This is a genomic window from Oliverpabstia intestinalis (genome assembly GCF_009696065.1).
Classification (GTDB): domain Bacteria; phylum Bacillota; class Clostridia; order Lachnospirales; family Lachnospiraceae; genus Oliverpabstia; species Oliverpabstia intestinalis.
The window spans coordinates 67,858-88,590 of sequence record NZ_VUMS01000005.1; the positions used below are offsets into that span (position 1 = coordinate 67,858).

General features: G+C 44.8%; 18 protein-coding genes and 1 other annotated feature. Of the genes, 17 read left to right on the top strand and 1 reads right to left on the bottom strand.

Annotated features, from left to right (window positions below):
- The first annotated feature begins 174 nt into the window (after positions 1 to 174).
- The 6 genes from FYJ57_RS03605 (at position 175) to FYJ57_RS03630 (ending at position 7,989) form a co-directional block, all read left to right on the top strand.
- Positions 175 to 2,592: a glycoside hydrolase family 3 protein gene (locus FYJ57_RS03605; protein WP_154431564.1), complete on the top strand. Its 2,418-nt coding sequence runs from the start codon at positions 175 to 177 to the stop codon at positions 2,590 to 2,592.
- 183 nt (positions 2,593 to 2,775) lie between these two features.
- Positions 2,776 to 3,657, top strand: a complete 882-nt coding sequence (locus tag FYJ57_RS03610; protein WP_154431565.1) for an aldose 1-epimerase family protein — start codon at positions 2,776 to 2,778, stop codon at positions 3,655 to 3,657.
- 139 nt (positions 3,658 to 3,796) lie between these two features.
- Positions 3,797 to 5,341 (top strand): polyhydroxyalkanoate depolymerase, encoded by a 1,545-nt coding sequence (locus tag FYJ57_RS03615; protein ID WP_205839903.1) that lies wholly within the window; start codon positions 3,797 to 3,799, stop codon positions 5,339 to 5,341.
- A gap of 211 nt (positions 5,342 to 5,552) precedes the next feature.
- Positions 5,553 to 5,978 (top strand): Hsp20/alpha crystallin family protein, encoded by a 426-nt coding sequence (locus FYJ57_RS03620; protein ID WP_022171908.1) that lies wholly within the window; start codon positions 5,553 to 5,555, stop codon positions 5,976 to 5,978.
- Between the two features lie 284 nt (positions 5,979 to 6,262).
- Complete coding sequence (locus tag FYJ57_RS03625) at positions 6,263 to 7,294, top strand: DnaJ C-terminal domain-containing protein (protein WP_022171907.1); 1,032 nt, start codon at positions 6,263 to 6,265, stop codon at positions 7,292 to 7,294.
- 212 nt (positions 7,295 to 7,506) lie between these two features.
- A complete protein-coding gene (locus FYJ57_RS03630; RefSeq protein ID WP_154431567.1) occupies positions 7,507 to 7,989 on the top strand; it encodes a deoxycytidylate deaminase in 483 nt (160 codons plus the stop codon).
- 139 nt (positions 7,990 to 8,128) lie between these two features.
- On the opposite strand, the gene FYJ57_RS03635 is transcribed toward FYJ57_RS03630, so the two are convergent.
- Positions 8,129 to 9,001 carry a helix-turn-helix domain-containing protein gene (locus tag FYJ57_RS03635; RefSeq protein WP_154431568.1) on the bottom strand — a complete coding sequence of 291 codons (873 nt, stop codon included), beginning with the start codon at positions 8,999 to 9,001 and terminating at the stop codon, positions 8,129 to 8,131.
- A 304-nt stretch (positions 9,002 to 9,305) separates the two neighbouring features.
- Between FYJ57_RS03635 and FYJ57_RS03640 the strand changes: the two genes are divergently transcribed.
- The 11 genes from FYJ57_RS03640 (at position 9,306) to rpoB (ending at position 20,690) form a co-directional block, all read left to right on the top strand.
- Positions 9,306 to 10,667, top strand: a complete 1,362-nt coding sequence (locus tag FYJ57_RS03640) for an MATE family efflux transporter (RefSeq protein WP_154431569.1) — start codon at positions 9,306 to 9,308, stop codon at positions 10,665 to 10,667.
- Between the two features lie 86 nt (positions 10,668 to 10,753).
- The gene (locus FYJ57_RS03645) at positions 10,754 to 11,692 is read left to right on the top strand and encodes a type I phosphomannose isomerase catalytic subunit (RefSeq protein WP_022172796.1); all 939 of its coding nucleotides are present in this window, start codon (positions 10,754 to 10,756) and stop codon (positions 11,690 to 11,692) included.
- Positions 11,693 to 11,811: 119 nt separating this feature from the next.
- Positions 11,812 to 12,690 carry an ROK family protein gene (locus FYJ57_RS03650; protein WP_154431570.1) on the top strand — a complete coding sequence of 293 codons (879 nt, stop codon included), beginning with the start codon at positions 11,812 to 11,814 and terminating at the stop codon, positions 12,688 to 12,690.
- A gap of 242 nt (positions 12,691 to 12,932) precedes the next feature.
- Positions 12,933 to 13,082 (top strand): 50S ribosomal protein L33, encoded by a 150-nt coding sequence (rpmG, locus tag FYJ57_RS03655; RefSeq protein ID WP_106493166.1) that lies wholly within the window; start codon positions 12,933 to 12,935, stop codon positions 13,080 to 13,082.
- Between the two features lie 25 nt (positions 13,083 to 13,107).
- The gene (secE, locus tag FYJ57_RS03660; protein ID WP_154431571.1) at positions 13,108 to 13,332 is read left to right on the top strand and encodes a preprotein translocase subunit SecE; all 225 of its coding nucleotides are present in this window, start codon (positions 13,108 to 13,110) and stop codon (positions 13,330 to 13,332) included.
- A 16-nt stretch (positions 13,333 to 13,348) separates the two neighbouring features.
- Positions 13,349 to 13,864: a transcription termination/antitermination protein NusG gene (nusG, locus tag FYJ57_RS03665; RefSeq protein ID WP_154431572.1), complete on the top strand. Its 516-nt coding sequence runs from the start codon at positions 13,349 to 13,351 to the stop codon at positions 13,862 to 13,864.
- A gap of 88 nt (positions 13,865 to 13,952) precedes the next feature.
- Positions 13,953 to 14,378 (top strand): 50S ribosomal protein L11, encoded by a 426-nt coding sequence (gene rplK, locus FYJ57_RS03670; protein WP_154431573.1) that lies wholly within the window; start codon positions 13,953 to 13,955, stop codon positions 14,376 to 14,378.
- 93 nt (positions 14,379 to 14,471) lie between these two features.
- The gene (gene rplA / locus FYJ57_RS03675) at positions 14,472 to 15,164 is read left to right on the top strand and encodes a 50S ribosomal protein L1 (RefSeq protein ID WP_022172801.1); all 693 of its coding nucleotides are present in this window, start codon (positions 14,472 to 14,474) and stop codon (positions 15,162 to 15,164) included.
- Between the two features lie 285 nt (positions 15,165 to 15,449).
- Positions 15,450 to 15,584, top strand: a sequence feature (ribosomal protein L10 leader region).
- 35 nt (positions 15,585 to 15,619) lie between these two features.
- Positions 15,620 to 16,108 (top strand): 50S ribosomal protein L10, encoded by a 489-nt coding sequence (rplJ, locus tag FYJ57_RS03680; RefSeq protein WP_118568443.1) that lies wholly within the window; start codon positions 15,620 to 15,622, stop codon positions 16,106 to 16,108.
- 150 nt (positions 16,109 to 16,258) lie between these two features.
- Positions 16,259 to 16,630, top strand: a complete 372-nt coding sequence (gene rplL, locus FYJ57_RS03685) for a 50S ribosomal protein L7/L12 (RefSeq protein WP_154431574.1) — start codon at positions 16,259 to 16,261, stop codon at positions 16,628 to 16,630.
- A gap of 232 nt (positions 16,631 to 16,862) precedes the next feature.
- The gene (rpoB, locus tag FYJ57_RS03690) at positions 16,863 to 20,690 is read left to right on the top strand and encodes a DNA-directed RNA polymerase subunit beta (protein WP_117525041.1); all 3,828 of its coding nucleotides are present in this window, start codon (positions 16,863 to 16,865) and stop codon (positions 20,688 to 20,690) included.
- Positions 20,691 to 20,733: the final 43 nt, after the last annotated feature.

Sequence of the window (20,733 nt, forward strand, 5' to 3'; positions counted from 1 at the left end):
AATCAGCCGAAATCATATCTGGAAAATCTCTTGTTTTTTGAGTAAAATAAAAGTAGTGGGCGACGATTGCGCCGCAGGAAAATAGTTACTGGTCACAGAGTGAACAGTAACGAAAATAACAGGCATGGCGGTCCGCCGGAGAGTGCGGCGGGATGGCCGGAAAAGAGGTTTGAGATGAAAAAATGGACAAGAGTCATGTATCAGCCAAATCTTCCCCTGGAAGCAGGCAGATATGTAACAGCAAGCAAAGAACATATTGCATTATCCCTGGAGGCAGCGACAGAGGGTATAGTGCTTTTGAAAAATGAGAACAATATCCTGCCGTTAAAGAACGGTTCCAGGATCACACTGTTCGGACGCGGAAGTTTTGACTATGTCAAAGGTGGCGGCGGAAGCGGCGATGTAACCGTATCTTATGTACATAATCTGTACGACGGTTTCAAAACCCTGGAAGATAAGGTACAGGTATACGAACCGGTAGCAGAATTCTATAAGAAAAATGTAGAAGAACAGTATGCAATCGGAAGAGCACCGGGTATGACCGAAGAACCGGAACTGCCACAGGAACTTCTGGATGGCGCAAGAGCATTCGGGGATACTGCGCTTGTTGTACTGAGTCGTTTTTCCGGAGAAGGATGGGATCGTTCCAGTGTGGAATACAATGGCGAGTTCAACCCGTGGCCGGACGAGACCAGCATGCCGAAACTGTCTGCGCAATTGTATCCGGATGGAGATTTTTACCTGACAGCGGGTGAGAAAAAACTGCTGGCGCAGGTAGAAAAAGTATATGATAAGATTGTAGTTGTCCTGAACATCGGTGGTGTGATCGATCTGTCCTGGATCAAGAGAGATGATAAGATCAGTGCTGCTTTATACGGTGGACAGGGTGGTATGGAAGGCGGAACCGCAATGGCTCAGGTGTTGTGTGGTCAGGTCAATCCATCCGGTAAACTGGCAGATACCTTTGCTGCAAGACTGGAAGATTATCCGTCCACGGAAAACTTCCATGAGTCTGTAGAATATGTGGATTACACCGAAGATATTTACGTTGGTTACCGTTATTTTGAGACGATTCCGGGCGCAGCTGAAAAAGTGGTTTATCCGTTCGGTTACGGTCTGTCCTACACAACCTTCGAGGTGGAGACACAGAAAGCATGGGAAGAGGCAGACTCTATCAACGTACAGGTGAAAGTAACCAATACCGGAGATATGGCTGGTAAAGAGGTCGTACAGCTGTATTACAGTGCACCACAGGGACTGTTAAAGAAACCGGCGAAAGAATTGGGTGCATTTAAGAAAACCCGCCTTCTGCAGCCAGGAGAGAGTCATACGATGGTACTGACCGTCACAAAAGAAGCAATGGCATCCTACGATGATCTTGGAAAAGTAGCAAAATCTGCTTATGTTCTGGAAAAAGGCGCATATGCTTTTTATATTGGAACCTCCGTAAGAAATAATGAAAAAACAGCTTATGAATATCTGGTAGCAGAAGATACCGTGGTAAAACAGCTGGAAGCAAAGCTGACACCGTCAGGTCTGTCTAAGAGAATGCTTTCCGACGGAACCTACGAGGAACTGCCTCAGACTGAAGGAAATAATCCCAATGCCTGTGCATTTGAAAAAATGGTTCCGGGAACTGATGAGGGCATCCTGCCGGAAGTACGCTTCCGCGAGCAGCGTCTTGTACTCTACGTAGTAAAAAAAGGCGTAAAACCGTTTATCGAAGTAGCAGAAGGAAAGATCACTCTGGACGAGTTCATGAGCCAGCTTTCCGACGATGATCTGATCGAACTGCTTGGAGGTCAGCCAAATACCGGCGTGGCCAATACCTTTGGTTTCGGTAACCTGCCGGATTACGGTGTACCGAACATTATGACAGCCGACGGACCTGCAGGTCTTCGTATCGCACCGGAATGTGGCGTGTGTACAACTGCATGGCCATGCGCAACTCTTCTTGCCTACACCTGGAACCCGAATCTGGTAGAAAAGGTAGGTGCAGCCGGAGCAGAAGAAGTGAAAGAAAATAATATCGCCGTATGGCTGACACCCGCTGTCAACATTCACAGAAATCCTTTGTGCGGAAGAAACTTCGAGTATTATTCCGAAGATCCGCTGCTTGCAGGTAAGATGGCAGCAGGTATGGTACGTGGTATCCAGTCTCAGCATATCGGCGCTTCCGTAAAACATTTTGCCGCCAATAACAAAGAGACAAACAGAAAGCACAGCGATTCCCGTGTATCCGAACGTGCCCTTCGTGAGATTTATCTGAAACAGTTTGAAATTATCGTAAAAGAATCCGATCCGTGGACGATCATGAGCTCCTACAACGTGATCAACGGTCACAGAGCTTCGGAAAATAAAGAACTTCTGGAAGACATCCTTCGCGGAGAATGGGGATTCCAGGGCATGGTTACCACAGACTGGTGGACCCGTGGTGAGCATTACAAAGAGATCAAAGCCGGCAATGATGTCAAGATGGCAACCGGTTATCCGGAACGTGTGAAGAAGGCTATAGAACTTGGTGAACTTACCCGTGCTGATCTGGAACACTGTGCAAGACGTGTACTGGAACTGATCCTGAAAATCGATTAAATATAACTAACAGTTACGATTAATCAAAAAATATGCATAAAAAGTGAGAAAAAAAGCAAACAGAAAAAGAATCTACTTTCTGTTTGCTTTTTTTTGCAAAAATATAAAAGGCCGTACTGGATTACTGGAAAAAAACAGGGTATAGTAATAAGAAAACAGAGCGTGTAAGAGGAGTAACAAACGATGAACAGAAAGATAGAAAATCCTTTCCTCTATGTAGAAGTCAGTGACCGCGGAGCAGAACTGATGCGGATTATGAGAAAGGATACCGGTGCGGAGATTCTCTGGAATGGGGATCCGGCTTTCTGGAGCTACCGGTCTCCGATTCTTTTTCCGAATGTGGGAAGTACCTGGCAGAAAAAAATGAAGATCAACGGAAAGGAATATCAGACCCGTCAGCATGGATTTGCCAGAGAAAAAGAATTCACCTGTGTGGAAGAAAGTACTGAAAAACTTCGCTACCGGTTAATGTCTGACGAAGAGACAAGAAAGTACTATCCATTTGATTTTGTATTATGGATCACCTATGAATTGAGAGAAAAAGAGATTCTCGTCAGCTGGGAAGTGGAAAACCGATCCGGGGAAGTCATGAGTTTTACGATTGGCGGACATCCGGGCTTCCGTTTTGAAAAAGAAGGAGAACAGAAAGAAGATTACGAACTATATTTTCCGGAAAATACAGAGTTTACCGCTACCGCAGTCGATCTGGTCAACGGTACCGGAAAACCGGATCAGAAATACCGGGTGAAACTGACAGATCATACGCTGGTGTTAAGTGACCAGCTGTTTGATGTGGACACACTGGTAGTTGACGATGCACAGATCCGGGAAGTATGGCTCAGAAGAAAAGCCACCGGGCAGCTTTATGCGGGAGTTCGTTGTATCGATGAATTTTGCAGTTTTGGAATCTGGTCCCTTCCGAAAGGACCGTATGTTTGTCTGGAACCCTGGGCGGGAAGATGTGATGATGAAGGGTTTTGCGAAGATATTTCCCAAAAGCCGGGAATTAACCGGGCGAAGCCGGGAGAATGCTGGAAAAAGCAGTATGCGATTCTGATCGGATAGAACAGAGTATCTTAAGAGGTGTATTTACAACAGGGAAAAGAGTGTCAGATGTAAGAATCCGGCACTTTTCTGTTATCGGCAGAAGAAAAATAACAGAGGATAAATTTTATAATTATAGAAATTACAGGGAGGTTTTTGTATGGGAAGAGCAATTTATGTGAGCAGTGTAAACGGAGATGATGCAAACAGCGGGTATGCACCGGAGAAAGCATTCCGCAGTCTGAGAAAGGTAAACCAAATGGAGATACAGCCGGGCGATCAGATCCTTCTGGAGCGGGGATCAATATTTATCGGAGAGTACCTGCACCTGTATGCAGGTGGAACAAAGGAGGCTCCGGTTGTTGTAGATGCGTACGGGGAGGGTGGTCTTCCACGGATCGAGACGGACGGAAACGGGATCTGGTATCAGAACTATGGCGGACATCTGGACAATGTAGTACATACCTGGAAAGGCTATCTGTCCTCAGCGGTTCTTTTATACGATGCAGAATACATTTCCATCCGGAATCTGGAAATTACAAACAACCCATGCGTCAAAAATGAACGCCTGAACCAGGCAGACCGTATGAACCGCACCGGCGTATCCGTGATTGCGAAGAATCACGGGACGCTCCATGAGATCGAACTCGATCATCTGTATATCCATGATGTAGAGGGAAATATCTACGACAAACATCTGAACAATGGCGGCATCTACATGTCAGTCTCCCGTCCGGATGACGAAGAAAAGACCGGAATTGCCCGTTATGACGGTATTCATATCCACCACTGTAAAGTTGAGAACTGCCGCAGATGGGGAATTGCCGCAGGCTACACGTACCAGCATGACAAATTTACCACACTGGAACTGCCCGATGAAGTGGTGAAAACCTACGGCTCCACCAATGTTGTGATCGAACACAACTTTGTCAAAGATATCGGCGGAGACGGCATCACACCGATGTACTGCTTTGAACCGCTGATCCAGTACAATGTGTCCGAAAATATCGCTGTGGACATCCACCCGGATCTGTACAACGAAGAAGGAAACCGTGGCGGTATGACTGCAGCCGCCATCTGGCCATGGAAATGCAAAACAGCGTTGTTCCAGTACAACGAAGTCTACAACACTGTCTATAATCAGGATGGTCAGGCGTGGGATGCCGACTCCGGTGACGGAACGATCTACCAGTACAACTACAGCTGCAACAATGGCGGTGGCTGTGTGATGTTTTGTGAGGGCGAGAGCGTCAACAACATCTTCCGCTACAACATCAGTCAGAATGACGGAACAGGCATCCTGACCCCGGTACGAAACGTGGACGCGAAAATCTATGGCAATATCTTCTATATAAAAGAAGGCGTGGACTTTATCCGTCATCGGATCTGGGGCGATACAATGATCGAAGGCGGCGGAATCGAAGTCACCGACAACATTATCATCTACGCCGGAAACGCCCCCAAAGAAGAGTCCTGGACCTATAACAGCCCCAAGGCATATTATCAGAGTAATACATATGTAAACTATCAGAATACCCCGGAAGGTGATCCGGCTCCAATCTGCCTCTCCGCTGCCACCGATATCCTGACAGCTCCAGGCATCGCCCCGGAGACCACCAACGGCAGCAGCCGCATGTACAAAGGCAGTCAGGACTTTGCCGGCTACCGCCAGAAAAAAGACGGCACAGACCTTCTGAAACTGTAAACTTCAGGAAAAAAAGAACAAGAAGAAAGGACACAAAATTTTCACAAAAAAATTAGCACTCCCCCTTGACGAGTGCTAATTTAGGTGTTATAGTACAGATAGAACAAAGGAAGAGAAATAAAGAAGTTCAACTACCGTATGTTCTACACGAATAATCAATTAAGCAATCACTCCGCCACCGGGCGGAACAAATAGAAGGGAGAAATGACTTATGTTAATGCCTAGTATTTTTGGTGAGAATTTTATGGATGATTTCTTTGGAGTTCCGGAGAGAACTTATACACAGAGTGCACAGAACGCCCTGATGAAAACCGATGTAGTAGAAAACAAAGACGGATTTGACGTATCCATTGACTTGCCGGGATTCAAAAAAGAAGATGTGAAGGGAGAAGTCAAAGACGGCTACCTGATCATTACCGCATCGACCAAACAGAACAAAGAAGAGAAAAACAAAGACGGCAAGTACATCCGCAAAGAAAGATACAGTGGAACCTGTCAGAGAAGCTTTTATGTAGGAGAAGATATCACCCAGGAAGACATCAAAGCAAAATTTGAAGATGGTGTCCTGAAACTGGAGATTCCGAAAAAAGAAGCAAAACCGGAAGTAAAAGAAGCAAAATACATCTCTATTGCATAAAAGAGCAGGGAGATGAAAATTGAGACAAAACACGTATTACGAGTTTTATCCATTCATGCGGCAGGCGCGGACCGGGCGCCTGCCGGATAAATAAACTGTGCGCTCATTACTGTGAAATCGAGTGAACAGAAAAAGGAAAATAACAGGGTTTTAAAACCCGTTCACTATAGAGATTGCCACAGAGGGACAGGACAAACTTTATATCCGGAGTCTCTCTTTTTTATATATACAGGCAGCAAGCCAAATGTACAGGATGTAACAAGTTCCCAAAGGAGGTGGAACAAGTGGAAAATAAAAGAGATTACTATGAAGTGCTTGGCGTAAGTAAAGAGGCAGACAGTTCGGCAATTAAAAAAGCCTACCGAAAACTGGCGAAAAAATATCATCCGGACACCAACGCCGGTAATGCAGAGGCAGAAAAACGATTCAAAGAAATCTCGGAAGCCTATGCAGTACTGGGAGATGAGGAAAAGAAAAAATTATACGATGAATTCGGACATATCGCCTTCGAGCCGGGCTTCAATGCGGATGCCGCGAGAGCACAGAAACAATATGGATATGAAAACTTCGGCAGCGATAACAGCCAGAATGGTTATCGGGAGTACCATTTTAACGGATCAGGTGGAGATGACATCTTCGGAGATCTGTTTGGAAATATGTTTCGCCGGGGAGCAAAAGGCGGGAATTTCCATAGCGAAGGATTTCATAACGACAGCGGATTCTATCAGCAGTTCCATCAGAGAGAAAATGATGGATTCTATGGTAAACATGGATTTCATGAAACTTATTCCGGAAAAGGGGAGAATCTGGAAGCAGAGATTTCACTTACTTTTGATGAGGCTGTATTTGGCTGCGACAAGATGATCACATTGCAGGAAGCAGGAGGCAACCGCACTTTGAAAGTGCATATTCCTGCGGGAATCGATACCGGACAGAGCGTTCGACTGCGTGGAAAAGGCCATCCGGGAATCGGAGGCGGTGAACCTGGCGATCTGTTGCTGAAAGCAAAGGTTGGAAGAAAACCGGGATACGAACGAAAAGGCGTCGATGTCTACACCACGGTCAGTATCCCATACACAACCGCCGCTCTCGGCGGAGAAACCAGAGTATCCACATTATACGGGGATGTTAGTTGTAAAATCAAAGAAGGGACTCAGTCGGGCAGCAAGATCCGGCTGCGTGGAAAAGGAATTGTATCCATGAAAAATCCGAACGTCCACGGCGACCAGTACGTCACCGTTCAGATCCAGGTGCCCCGTCACCTGAATCAGCAGGCACGCCGGAAACTGATGGAATACAAACAGGCTTGCGGATAAAAAAAGCAGACAGGAATAACTTTGAACAGTTGTTACTGTCTGCTTTTTGTGTACATTGCATACAAAAATGAATCTAATGAAGCAATTTTGAATTGCGTGAACAATAAGTCAAAAACCATAAGATCTGGTTTACAAAACTTTGCTTCTGAGCTATTCTATAGAAAGAAAAGTAAGATTCCGAGAGTACATTAAGATGATCAGGAGGAAACAACATGGTAGGTCCGGAAGGAACAAAACGAATATCCAAAACAGATACATACCTGAATGTAGCCGAAGCATTTGCCTATCGAAGCACCTGCATCAAACGAAAATACGGTGCGGTGATCGTAAAAGATGATGTGGTAATTTCCACCGGCTATAATGGATCCCCGCGTGGTTACGACAATTGCTGCGATATCGGCGAGTGTCCGAGAATCAAACTGGGTATGCATCAGGGAGAGGGGTACGGTCTTTGCCGTGCGATTCATGCTGAGCAGAATGCATTGCTGAACTGTTCCCGCGAACAGACCATCGGTGCCGACCTCTACCTTGCCGGCATCAATCCCGATGATAATTCTGTTCACCGCGCAAAACCCTGCCCCATCTGCTCCCGCCTTATCATCCAGGCCGGAATCAAAAACGTCTACCTCCGTGTAGGTGCCAAAGCCGGTGAGTACGAAGTGGTTCCGGCCCAAGATCTGGTGTGGCATCTGTAAAACAAAAATGATAACCGGAAAATAAAGACAGAAAAAGCCGCAAGGAAACAGTCCTGGCCAGTAAAGTTCAATGCCCCGGAAGCCCGCGCACCGAGGAGGGATCGCGGGCTTCCGGGGCTCACAACATCCCCAACAAACCTTACTGCGGAATCCTTGCCTTATAATAAAGCGGCGACAGTCCAAAATACTTCTTAAACAACTTACTGAAATGATAAGCATCCTCATATCCTACAGCCATCGCCACAGCCTGAATCGACTGCTCCGGGTTCTCATCCAGCAGTTCCCGGGCCTTTTGCATCCGCAGGCTGATCAGATAATTGATCGGCGTATCCCCTGTCTCACTTTTGAAAATCTTCGAAATATAAAAAGAACTCAGATACATATTTGCCGCAATCTGATCGAGCGAAATCTTCTCTTTATAATGTGTCTCCATATAATGCATAATCTGCTGAACTACATACTTCTTATTTACCGACTTGAACTCATACCGCGGTGCATACTGACGCTTTACATCTTCCTCAAGTTCCTGCTTCTGATATCGGCAGAGCAGACAGATCACCTGAATCAGATAGGACTTCAGCATAAAATACCGCCCCGGCTGGCAGGTCTTCGACTCCTGTTCCATCAGGTTACACAGCCGAAACAACGGTTCTTTATAACTGTCCGGCAATGTTGCCAGCAGCTGATAATTTTTAAAAAGAGAAAAATGCCCTCTGGTACATCCGGCAAATTCCACATTTGAAAAAGCCAGATAAAATTCCCGGGCAGAAGTTCCGGCTGCAGGAAGGCTCTGGTGATATGTTCCGGGATTCAGCAAAATCACGGACCCTTCTTCCACATCATACAACTTCTCATCTATAAGAAATGTTGTTTTTCCTTTCAGTATAAGCACAAATTCAATAAAATCATGACAATGATAATTCATCTCAGGCTCTGTTCGAAGCAGATTACAGCAGAACAGAAAGCGGGGATTGAGATCATTGTAAGTAAGATCATACACCGATGGTTCCATAAAAATCCCCCTGTCATAAATATAATTTCAACGTAACTGTTCAGTACCTTCACAGTTACGAGCCAAAATGCCTCGCGGGACAGTGGCTACTGAATAGTTACATTTCAACACATATTTGATAAGTTAAGTATACAACATAAACCATCCGATGCACAAGAAAGTACATTCCACTTTTTCGACTGTACTTTATAATAAAACTATCGTAACTGTGAAGATACTGAACAGTTACAGTCATATAAAAATTGGCAGCCAGCGGTAAAAGATGCCACATGGTATGCAAAAAAAGAAAGGATGAAAAAAGAAAATGACAAAAAGTATGACATCAGGAAAACCGGTAAAACTAATCCTTTTATTTGCGCTTCCGCTGATTGTGGGTAATATTTTTCAACAGTTCTACAGTATGGCGGATACCGTAATTGTAGGACGTACTATAGGAGTCAATGCCCTGGCGGCTGTCGGATGTACAGGAAGTGTATCTTTCTTTATTCTCGGATTTGTTATGGGATTTACCTCGGGTTTGTCGATTCTCATTGCCCAGCGTTTCGGTGCGGAGGATGAGGAAGGAATCCGTTGCAGCTTTGCTGCCGGTATTATTCTAAGTATTGCACTCACAATTGTGATGACATTATTTGCAGTGGCACTGGTTCGTCCTGCCATGGAACTTTTGCAGACACCGGAGGAAATCCTTGACGATGCGGTTTCTTATATCCGGATTATATTCTGGGGAATCGGAGCAAGTGTATTATTTAATCTGGGATCAAATACGATGCGTGCATTGGGCGACAGTCGGACACCACTGTATTTTCTGATTTTTGCCTGCTGTGTCAATATTGTACTGGACATTGTACTGATTGCCGTAGTCGGTATGGGAGTTGCAGGGGCAGGTGTGGCAACTATATTTTCTCAGCTCCTGTCAGGAATCTGCTGCTTTGTATATATATGGAAGAAAATGCCGGTACTTCGGATTAACCGCCACCACTTTCATCTGGCGCGAAAACAACTGGGTGATCATCTGCGAATTGCTCTTCCAATGGCGTTTCAGATGTCCATCATTGCGATCGGTGCCCTGATTCTGCAGTTTGCTCTGAACGGTCTGGGCGCGGTATCCGTAGCAGCTTATACGGCGGCACAGAAGATTGATTCCATTGCAACCATGCCACTGAATTCTCTTGGACAGGCAATGACTACATATACTGCTCAGAATTATGGTGCCGGCCAGTATGAGAGAATAAAAAAAGGAGTGTTCCAGTGTATTCTGATTTCTCTGACCGTCAGTGTTTTGATGGGACTTATGAATATTTTTGCCGGAAGTAATCTGTCCGCTGTGTTTGTGGGAAGTGGTGAACGGGATGTCATTGCCTTATCCAAAACATATCTGGTCATCAGCGGATCTTGTTACTGGGTGTTGGGACTGTTATTTATCTATCGTTTTACCCTGCAGGGACTTGGTAACGGATGGGTGCCTACAGTGGCAGGAATTATGGAACTGGTCATGCGTGCAACGGCAGCTGTTTTGCTGGTAGAGCATTTTGGATTTGCCGGTGCAAGTTCCGCAAGCCCGCTGGCATGGATCGGGGCATGCATTCCGCTGGGAATTGCATATTATCTTACAATCCGGCAAATGGTTCCCAAACAGCCGCAGACTACTCCTGTAAAAGCCATGTGAGCCTGAAGGTCAGCGGCTTTTCCTTTACTTCCCGGGCTATGGGAAGTATAATAAAGGAAACTGAGAAAACATGGAGGGTATTACCTATGGAACTGTTATTTTTGGAGCCGGTATTCAAAGAGGCTATCTGGGGTGGAACAAAATTAAGAGACTCGTTTGGATATGATATTCCAAGTGACACAACAGGAGAGTGCTGGGCAATCAGTGCTCATAAAAATGGTGACTGTAAGATTGCAGGCGGCAGATACGATGGAAGATATCTGAGCCAGTTATGGGAAGAAGAGCCGGAACTGTTTGGAAATTATCCGGGCAGCCAGTTTCCGCTTTTGATTAAAATCATTGATGCGAAAAATGATCTGAGTATTCAGGTACATCCCGATGATGCATATGCATCCGAACATGAAAATGGTTCGTTGGGGAAAACAGAGTGCTGGTATGTGCTGGACTGTGAGCCGGGTACAAAAATTGTTATTGGCCACAATGCAAAGGATAAAAAAGAACTGGAAGAGATGATCCGTCAGGGACGATGGGATGAATTTATCCGTGTGACAGATGTGAAAAAAGGAGATTTTTTCCAGATCAATCCGGGATGTCTGCATGCAATCAAAGGAGGTACGGTGATTCTGGAGACACAGCAGAACAGCGATATTACATATCGTGTATATGACTATGACAGATTGTCCGACGGAAAACCGAGACAGTTGCATGTGGAACAGAGCATTGACACAATTGTGGCACCGTTTGAGCCGGCAAAATGCGATACCTATACCGAGAACCTGCAGGGGGCGGAACATAAACATTTGATCACCTGTCCATTCTATTCTGTAGACAAGTATGATGTGGACGGTGTATTTACTATTGAATTTGACAAATATTTTACAGATGTCAGCGTAGTAGAAGGTTCCGGTACTGTAAATGGAATTCCGCTAGAAAAGGGTCAGCATTTTATCGTACCGGCAGGATACGGAAAGTGCCGTTTTGAAGGCGTGATGAGTCTGATCTGTTCGAATCCGGAAAAACATTAAGAGAAAATCCGGACTTAATAAAAGGAAATTAAAAAGTTAGACGGAATATATATAACAGAGATAATCTGAGAACGGTATAAAAAGCTGTTCGAAACACAGGTAAAAAGGAGAATACAGATATGAGACTGGGAGCACTGGAAGCAGGCGGAACCAAGATGGTCTGCGCAATCGGAAACGAAAACGGGGAGATTTTTGAGAGGATATCTATTCCTACCGAAACTCCGGAGATCACACTTCCGAAACTGATTGAGTATTTTAAAGATAAAGAGATCGAAGCACTGGGAATCGGCTGCTTTGGACCGATTGATGTAAACCGTAACTCTGAAACCTATGGTTATATCACGACCACACCAAAGCTGGCGTGGGCAAATTGCGATATTGTCGGTGCTTTTAAAAAAGCACTGAATATTCCGGTGGGATTTGATACGGATGTAAATGGATCTGCACTGGGAGAATCCACTTGGGGAATCACCAAAGGCCTGGAAAACAGCGTATATATAACTATCGGAACCGGTGTCGGTATGGGTATTATGAGCAACGGAAAACTGCTTCATGGTATGCTGCATCCGGAAGCAGGACATATCCTGATGAGAAAACATCCGGAAGATCATTACGAAGGCAAATGCCCATATCACAAAACCTGTCTGGAAGGTCTGGCTGCAGGCCCGGCGATCGAAGCACGCTGGGGCAAAAAAGGAATAGAACTGGCAGATAAGAAAGAAGTATGGGAGCTGGAAGCTTATTATATCGGACAGGCTCTGGTAGATCTGATTCTGGTACTGTCTCCGGAAAGAATTATTCTTGGTGGCGGTGTTATGCATCAGGAACATATGATGCCGTTAGTCAGAGAAGAAGTAAGAAAACAGATGGCCGGTTATATTAAGACGAAACAGATGGATGATCTGGATAATTATATTGTACTGCCAAGCCTGAATGATAATCAGGGAATTATGGGTGCGCTGAAACTGGCAGTGGATGAGCTGGAACTGGAGAAATAATATCCTTATATAAAATAAGAAAGCTGTCGTGGGGGAATCTGCGACAGCTTTCTTATTTTTCCGTGAATAACGAGACACATTCATATCTTTTACTTGACTTTCCTGTTGACACATGGTATAGTAAGTAAGCGACATGGAAGTAGGTCTTTTTTTTATGCCTAAAATCGAAAGACGTGAATTTCGATGGCAAAAGAAAAAAGTCCGTTGCAACAACGCAAATCAACACAGTGGAGGTGGAAGTCGTGCGCGTAAAAATCACATTGGCATGTACAGAATGTAAACAGCGGAATTACAACATGACAAAAGAGAAAAAGAATCATCCGGAAAGACTGGAGACCAAAAAGTATTGTAAATTCTGTAGAACACACACAATGCACAAAGAGACGAAATAAGATTGTCGTGTAAGAGGTGAGGACTATGGCAGAATCTGCAAAAAAAGAAAAGGCTCCGAAAAAGGAGAAAGCTCCGAAAAAGAGCTGGACCAAAGGTCTGAAGTCCGAATTTGACAAGATTATCTGGACTGACAAGAAAACAGTCGGCAAACAGACGGTTGCCGTTGTTGGTATCACAGTAGTCATGGGCGTGATTATTTCCGTTCTGGACAGTGCGGTTCTGGAGTTCGTTAATTTGCTGATTAAATAAGGACAAGGGTGAGGAAATGGCAGAAGCAAACTGGTATGTAGCCCATACATATTCGGGCTATGAAAACAAAGTGAAAGCCAACATTGAGAAAACAATCGAAAACCGACATCTGGAAGATCAGATTCTGGAAGTTCGGGTACCGATGCAGGATGTGACAGAGTTGAAAAACGGTGCACAGAAGCTGGTATCCAGAAAAATGTTCCCGGGATACGTACTGATCAACATGGTGATGAACGATGATACATGGTATGTTGTTCGTAACACCCGTGGTGTGACCGGATTCGTCGGACCGGGATCTAAACCGGTGCCTTTGAGCGAAGAAGAGATCGGCATGCTGGGTATCCAGCCTGAAACCATCGAAATCGATTTTGCAGAAGGCGACAGCGTAGTTGTTACCGGAGGAGCCTGGAAAGATACTACTGGTATTATCCAGACGCTCAACAGTCAGAAGCAGACTGTGACAATCAATGTTGAGTTGTTTGGTCGCGAAACACCGGTTGAGATCAGTTTCGCAGAAATTAAGAAGTTGTAAACAGAATCATCGAAGTATGAAGTTTCGCACGGAAATGATTCGTGGGAGGGAAATCCCCGCAATTACCACATTATAGGAGGTCATTACAATGGCAAAGAAAGTAACAGGATATATCAAATTACAGATTCCTGCTGGTAAAGCAACACCAGCACCACCAGTTGGACCGGCTCTGGGTCAGCATGGTGTAAATATCGTACAGTTTACAAAGGAATTCAATGCTAGAACAGCTGACAAGGGAGATCTGATCATCCCTGTAGTTATCACTGTATACGCAGACAGAAGTTTCAGCTTTATAACCAAAACTCCACCAGCTGCAGTTTTGCTGAAGAAAGCTTGTAACATCAAATCAGGTTCAGGTGTTCCGAACAAAACAAAAGTAGCTACTATTTCCAAAGATAAAGTAAAAGAGATCGCTGAAATGAAAATGCCAGATCTGAATGCAGCAAGCATCGAAGCAGCTATAAGCATGATCGCTGGTACTGCAAGAAGTATGGGTATCGTAGTTGAGGACTAATCTTTACTAATGTAACTTTGAGACCATAAGGTCACAAACAAACGAATATCGTGGGAGGGCAATCCCCGCAATTACCACAGGAGGTTATAGGAAATGAAACACGGTAAAAAATATATGGAAACTGCCAAAGCAGTTGATCGTGCAAAACTGTATGATCCGGATGAAGCAATCGCTTTAGCTAAAAAATCTGCAGTTGCAAAATTTGATGAAACAATCGAAGCTCATATCAGAACAGGCTGTGACGGACGTCACGCTGACCAGCAGATTCGTGGCGCAGTAGTTCTGCCTCACGGAACCGGTAAAACTGTTCGTGTCCTGGTATTCGCAAAAGGTGTGAAAGCTGATGAAGCTCAGGCAGCTGGAGCAGAATTCGTCGGAGCAGAAGAGCTGATCCCGAAGATCCAGAACGAAGGATGGTTTGACTTTGATGTAGTTGTTGCTACACCGGATATGATGGGTGTTGTTGGTCGTCTGGGTCGTGTACTCGGACCGAAAGGCTTAATGCCAAACCCGAAAGCTGGTACAGTAACAATGGACGTTACAAAAGCTGTTCAGGATATCAAAGCTGGTAAGATTGAATATCGTCTTGATAAAACAAATATTATTCACGTGCCAATCGGAAAAGCTTCTTTTACAGAAGAACAGTTAGCGGACAACTTCCAGACGCTGATGGGTGCAATCAATAAAGCAAAACCTTCTACACTGAAAGGTCAGTTCCTGAGAAGCGTAACAATCGCTCCTACTATGGGAATTGGTGTTAAGATTAACCCATTAAAACTTGTGTAATTATATAAGTGCAAATGAAGAAGAGCGGAGCCTTTGTAGGCGACGCTCTTTTTTTGTGGGGGATTGGAGGGAGGACGCCCGCTGCCTTTGGATCATACTCCAACTCTCGCGGGCTGACGGCTGGTGAATGCCCAATGCCAAATGGGAGCACGGGAAAAGATGTGGATCTGGTTTGGTTGCCCGAAGGCATTGAAAAGAGATGTGCAAAAAGTTATAAAAAGCAGAAGTATAAAAAGTGGAAAAATTTACGAGAAAAAGGCTTGACAAGGTGAAAACGTGATGCTATAATACACCAGTATCACGCCGAAGACAGCAGGTGCCGGAAGGCATAAGGCTAGAACGCCTGCCGAGGAAATATACATTCTTAATGAAGAATTGGACTCCTCTTTGCGGTGCGCGAAGAGGCTTTTTTCATATTTGGCGGTACACAAAATCTATAAGGAGGTGCACCAATCATGGCAAAAGTTGAACTGAAAAAACCGATCGTAGAAGAGATTTCTGCAAACATCGCTGATGCTCAGGGTATTGTACTTGTAAACTACAGTGGTCTGACAGTGGCACAGGATACTCAGCTGCGTAAGGAATTAAGAGAAGCTGGTGTTGTATACAAAGTATACAAAAACACAATGATGAACTTTGCATTCCAGGGAACAGCATGTGAAGAACTGTGCAAACATCTGGATGGAACAAACGCTCTGGCTATCTCTAAAGAAGATGCAACTGCTCCTGCAAGAATCCTTGCGAAATTCGCAAAGACAGCTCCGCAGCTGGAACTGGTAGCAGGTGTTGTTGAAGGTGGTTACTATGACCAGGCTGGAATTAAAGCACTGTCCGAAGTACCTTCCAGAGAGGAACTTCTTGGAAAACTGCTTGGAAGCATCCAGTCCCCAATCGCCAACTTTGCTCGCGTCATCAGCCAGATCGCAGAAGCAAAAGAAGCATAAGTTTCTTAGCGAAGGCAAGCTGAAAGCGCAGCCTGAGGTTAGAAACTTAGCTGTTCGACAGCGCAAAGCGATGTCGAACTTCCTAGCAGCGTAAGCTGCCCCAAAAAAATTAAAAAAGAAAACAAAACTTATAATTGGAGGTAAATAAAAATGGCAAAACTTACTACAGCTGAATTTATTGAAGCTATCAAAGAACTGTCCGTTCTGGAACTGAACGAACTGGTAAAAGCATGTGAAGAAGAATTTGGTGTATCCGCAGCAGCAGGTGTTGTTGTAGCAGCAGCAGGTGCAGCAGAAGTAGCAGAAGAGAAAGATGAGTTTGACGTAGAGCTGACAGAAGTTGGTCCTAACAAAGTTAAAGTTATCAAAGTTGTTCGTGAAGCAACAGGTCTGGGACTGAAAGAAGCTAAAGAAGTAGTAGACGGTGCTCCGAAAGTAATCAAAGAAGCAGCTGCAAAAGCAGAAGCTGAAGAAATCAAAACAAAACTGGAAGCTGAAGGCGCTAAAGTAACTCTGAAATAATCAGATTACAGCATTTGGTTGAAAGATGGAGAACCCGGAAGAGTTACAATGCTCTTCCGGGTTTTTGTAATGAAAAATAAAAAAGATTAGAAAATTGGGTTGACACTCTTGACAAACTGTGATATTGTAAAAAATGCACTATTATGGCAAGATATGCCTACTAGTCTAATCTTAAAAGCACGAAAAAGGCATGAGCAGTAATAAATCAAATACACAAGGGGTGAAACGGTCAATGGAAAAAAACAGAATACGTCCTATTACAAACGGTAAAAGTATGCGGATGAGCTACCAGAGACAAAAAGAAGTTTTGGAAATGCCCAACTTGATTGAGGTTCAGAAAGATTCCTATAACTGGTTCCTTGAGGAAGGTTTAAAGGAAGTATTTGCTGATATCTCTCCGATCACTGATTACAGTGGCAAGTTGAGCTTGGAATTTGTGGACTTTACTTTGTGCGAGGATGATGTGAAATATTCCATCGAGGAGTGCAAAGAAAGAGACGCAACTTATGCAGCACCTTTAAAAGTAAAGGTGAGATTGTACAATAAGGAAAACGACGAAATTAAAGAGCATGAGATTTTCATGGGAGATTTGCCGTTGATGACAGCAACCGGTACCTTCGTAATTAATGGTGCAGAACGAGTTATTGTCAGTCAGTTAGTACGTTCCCCTGGTATTTACTATGCGATTGCTCATGACAAACTTGGTAAAAGACTGTTTTCTTCTACCGTAATCCCGAACAGAGGAGCGTGGCTGGAATATGAAACAGATTCCAATGATGTCTTCTGGGTACGTGTAGACAGAACAAGAAAGGTTCCGATTTCTGTTCTGATTCGTGCTTTGGGAAAAGGAACCAACGCAGAGATCACAGAACTGTTTGGTGAGGAGCCGAAGATTCTGGCAAGCTTTACCAAAGATACAGCAACCTGCTATGAAGAAGGTCTGTTAGAGCTGTATAAAAAAATCCGTCCGGGTGAACCGCTGGCAGTAGACAGCGCAAGAAGCCTGATCACAAGCATGTTCTTTGATCCGAAACGGTATGATCTGGCTAAAGTAGGTAGATATAAATTCAATAAAAAACTGCATCTGAAAAACCGTATCAGCGGTCATGTACTGGCTGAAGACGTAGTGGATACTACCACAGGTGAGATCCTGGCAGAAGCAGGTACAGAAGTAACAAAAGAACTGGCAACTTCTATCCAGAATGCGGCAGTTCCGTTTGTGTGGATTCAGACAGAAGAAAGAAATGTAAAAGTTCTGTCCAACCTGATGGTAGATCTGACCGCACATGTAGACTGTAATCCGGAAGAACTGGGTGTTACAGAGCTGGTATATTACCCTGCACTGGAACAACTGATGGAAGAATATGAAGATGCTGATGAACTGAAAGAAGCCATCAAACATCATATTCATGATCTGATTCCGAAACACATTACAGAAGAAGATATTTTTGCTTCTATTAACTATAACTTACATCTGGAATATGGTCTGGGAACCGACGATGATATCGACCACTTAGGAAACCGTCGTATCCGTGCGGTCGGAGAATTGCTGCAGAACCAGTACCGTATCGGTATGTCAAGACTGGAACGTGTTGTTCGTGAAAGAATGACAACACAGGATCCGGAGGGTATTTCTCCACAGTCTCTGATCAACATCAAACCGGTAACCGCTGCTGTAAAAGAATTCTTCGGTTCTTCTCAGCTGTCTCAGTTCATGGATCAGAACAACCCGCTGGGTGAGCTGACTCATAAGAGACGTCTGTCCGCACTGGGACCTGGTGGTCTGTCAAGAGACCGTGCCGGATTCGAGGTTCGAGATGTACACTATTCTCATTACGGAAGAATGTGTCCGGTAGAGACTCCTGAGGGACCTAACATCGGTCTGATCAACTCTCTGGCATCTTATGCAAGAATTAATGAATACGGATTTGTGGAAGCTCCATATCGTAAGATCGACAAAACAGATCCGAAGAATCCTCGCGTTACAGACGAAGTTGTTTATATGACAGCTGATGAGGAAGATAATTATCATGTAGCACAGGCGAACGAACCTCTGGATGAAGAAGGACATTTCCTTCATAAGAATGTATCCGGTCGTTACCGTGAGGAGACACAGGAATACGAAAGAAGAATGTTCGATTACATGGACGTATCTCCTAAGATGGTATTCTCTGTAGCTACAGCCCTGATTCCGTTCCTGCAGAACGATGATGCGAACCGTGCGCTGATGGGATCCAACATGCAGCGTCAGGCCGTACCGCTGATGATTACAGAAGCTCCTGTAGTCGGAACCGGTATCGAAGCCAAAGCTGCCGTAGACTCCGGTGTTTGTGTGGTTGCCAAGAAGGCAGGTACCATTACCAAGTCTACATCCAAAGAGATTACAATGAAAAACGATGACGGTACCACAGATGTATACCGTCTGACCAAGTTCCTGAGAAGTAACCAGTCCAACTGTTACAATCAGAAACCAATCGTATTCAAGAACGAACATGTAGAAGCAGGTCAGGTAATCGCTGACGGTCCTTCTACTTACAATGGTGAACTTGCTCTTGGTAAGAACCCGCTGATCGGTTTCATGACCTGGGAAGGTTATAACTACGAGGATGCGGTTCTGCTGAGTGAGAGACTGGTACAGGAAGATGTATATACTTCTATTCATATCGAAGAATATGAAGCAGAGTCCAGAGATACCAAGCTGGGACCGGAAGAGATCACAAAAGATGTTCCGGGTGTCGGTGATGATGCTCTGAAAGATCTGGATGAACGTGGTATTATCCGTATCGGTGCTGAGGTCCGTGCGGGAGATATTCTGGTTGGTAAGGTAACTCCGAAGGGAGAGACTGAACTGACAGCTGAGGAACGTCTGTTACGTGCTATTTTCGGTGAGAAAGCAAGAGAAGTACGTGATACTTCCCTGAAGGTACCACATGGTGAATACGGTATTGTTGTGGATGCGAAAGTATTTACAAGAGAAAATGGCGACGAACTGTCACCTGGTGTAAATCAGGCTGTTCGTATCTACATTGCACAGAAGAGAAAGATCTCTATCGGTGATAAGATGGCCGGTCGTCACGGTAACAAGGGTGTTGTTTCCCGTGTTCTGCCTGTAGAAGATATGCCATTCCTGCCGAACGGTCGTCCTCTGGATATCGTGCTGAATCCTCTGGGTGTACCTTCCCGTATGAATATCGGACAGGTCCTGGAGATTCATCTGAGTCTGGCCGCAAAGGCTCTTGGATTCAACATTGCCACTCCTGTATTCGATGGCGCAAGTGAGAACGACATCATGGATACTCTGGAACTGGCAAATGATTATGTAAATCTGTCCTGGGAAGAGTTCTCTGAGAAGCATAAAGAAGAGCTGCTTCCGGAAGTTCTGGATTATCTGTATGAGAACAGAGATCACAGAAATCTGTGGAAAGGTGTTCCAATCTCACGAGATGGTAAAGTAAGACTTCGTGACGGTCGTACCGGTGAATATTTCGACAGTCCGGTAACCATTGGTCACATGCATTATCTGAAGCTGCATCACCTGGTTGATGATAAGATCCATGCACGTTCTACCGGACCATACTCCCTGGTAACACAGCAGCCTCTGGGTGGTAAAGCTCAGTTCGGTGGCCAGCGTTTCGGAGAGATGGAGGTATGGGCACTGGAAGCATACGGTGCATCTTATACTCTGCAGGAGATCCTGACAGTCAAATCCGATGATGTGATCGGTCGTGTGAAGACATACGAAGCGATCATCAAAGGTGACAATATCCCTGAACCGGGTATTCCGGAGTCTTTCAAGGTATTGCTCAAAGAGCTGCAGTCTCTGGGACTGGATGTAAGAGTCCTGAAAGATGATAATACAGAAGTGGAAATCATGGAAAATATCGACTATGGCGATACTGATCTGCGTTCCATCATCGAGGGTGACAAGCGATACAACCGCGATGAAGAAGAGTCCTACGGAAACTATGGTTTCAGCAAACAGGAATTCGAAGGCGAAGAACTGGTGGATGTAGAAGAAGACGCAGCTGATGAATCAGCTGACGAAGAATTAGATTTCTAAGAGAAAACATTCTCTGATGCGATAGAAAAAGTCCTGTGGCCGC

Bases quoted from the DNA above. Each gene is read 5' to 3' on its own strand.
- rplA (WP_022172801.1), top strand. From the start codon at position 14,472: ATGAAACACGGTAAAAAATATATGGAAACTGCCAAAGCAGTTGATCGT.
- FYJ57_RS03610 (WP_154431565.1), top strand. From the start codon at position 2,776: ATGAACAGAAAGATAGAAAATCCTTTCCTCTATGTAGAAGTCAGTGAC.
- rpoB (WP_117525041.1), top strand. From the start codon at position 16,863: ATGGAAAAAAACAGAATACGTCCTATTACAAACGGTAAAAGTATGCGG.
- FYJ57_RS03645 (WP_022172796.1), top strand. From the start codon at position 10,754: ATGGAACTGTTATTTTTGGAGCCGGTATTCAAAGAGGCTATCTGGGGT.
- rplK (WP_154431573.1), top strand. From the start codon at position 13,953: ATGGCAAAGAAAGTAACAGGATATATCAAATTACAGATTCCTGCTGGT.
- FYJ57_RS03650 (WP_154431570.1), top strand. From the start codon at position 11,812: ATGAGACTGGGAGCACTGGAAGCAGGCGGAACCAAGATGGTCTGCGCA.
- FYJ57_RS03640 (WP_154431569.1), top strand. From the start codon at position 9,306: ATGACAAAAAGTATGACATCAGGAAAACCGGTAAAACTAATCCTTTTA.
- FYJ57_RS03620 (WP_022171908.1), top strand. From the start codon at position 5,553: ATGTTAATGCCTAGTATTTTTGGTGAGAATTTTATGGATGATTTCTTT.
- secE (WP_154431571.1), top strand. From the start codon at position 13,108: ATGGCAGAATCTGCAAAAAAAGAAAAGGCTCCGAAAAAGGAGAAAGCT.
- FYJ57_RS03630 (WP_154431567.1), top strand. From the start codon at position 7,507: ATGGTAGGTCCGGAAGGAACAAAACGAATATCCAAAACAGATACATAC.
- FYJ57_RS03605 (WP_154431564.1), top strand. From the start codon at position 175: ATGAAAAAATGGACAAGAGTCATGTATCAGCCAAATCTTCCCCTGGAA.
- FYJ57_RS03615 (WP_205839903.1), top strand. From the start codon at position 3,797: ATGGGAAGAGCAATTTATGTGAGCAGTGTAAACGGAGATGATGCAAAC.
- rplJ (WP_118568443.1), top strand. From the start codon at position 15,620: ATGGCAAAAGTTGAACTGAAAAAACCGATCGTAGAAGAGATTTCTGCA.
- nusG (WP_154431572.1), top strand. From the start codon at position 13,349: ATGGCAGAAGCAAACTGGTATGTAGCCCATACATATTCGGGCTATGAA.
- rplL (WP_154431574.1), top strand. From the start codon at position 16,259: ATGGCAAAACTTACTACAGCTGAATTTATTGAAGCTATCAAAGAACTG.
- FYJ57_RS03635 (WP_154431568.1), bottom strand. From the start codon at position 9,001: ATGGAACCATCGGTGTATGATCTTACTTACAATGATCTCAATCCCCGC.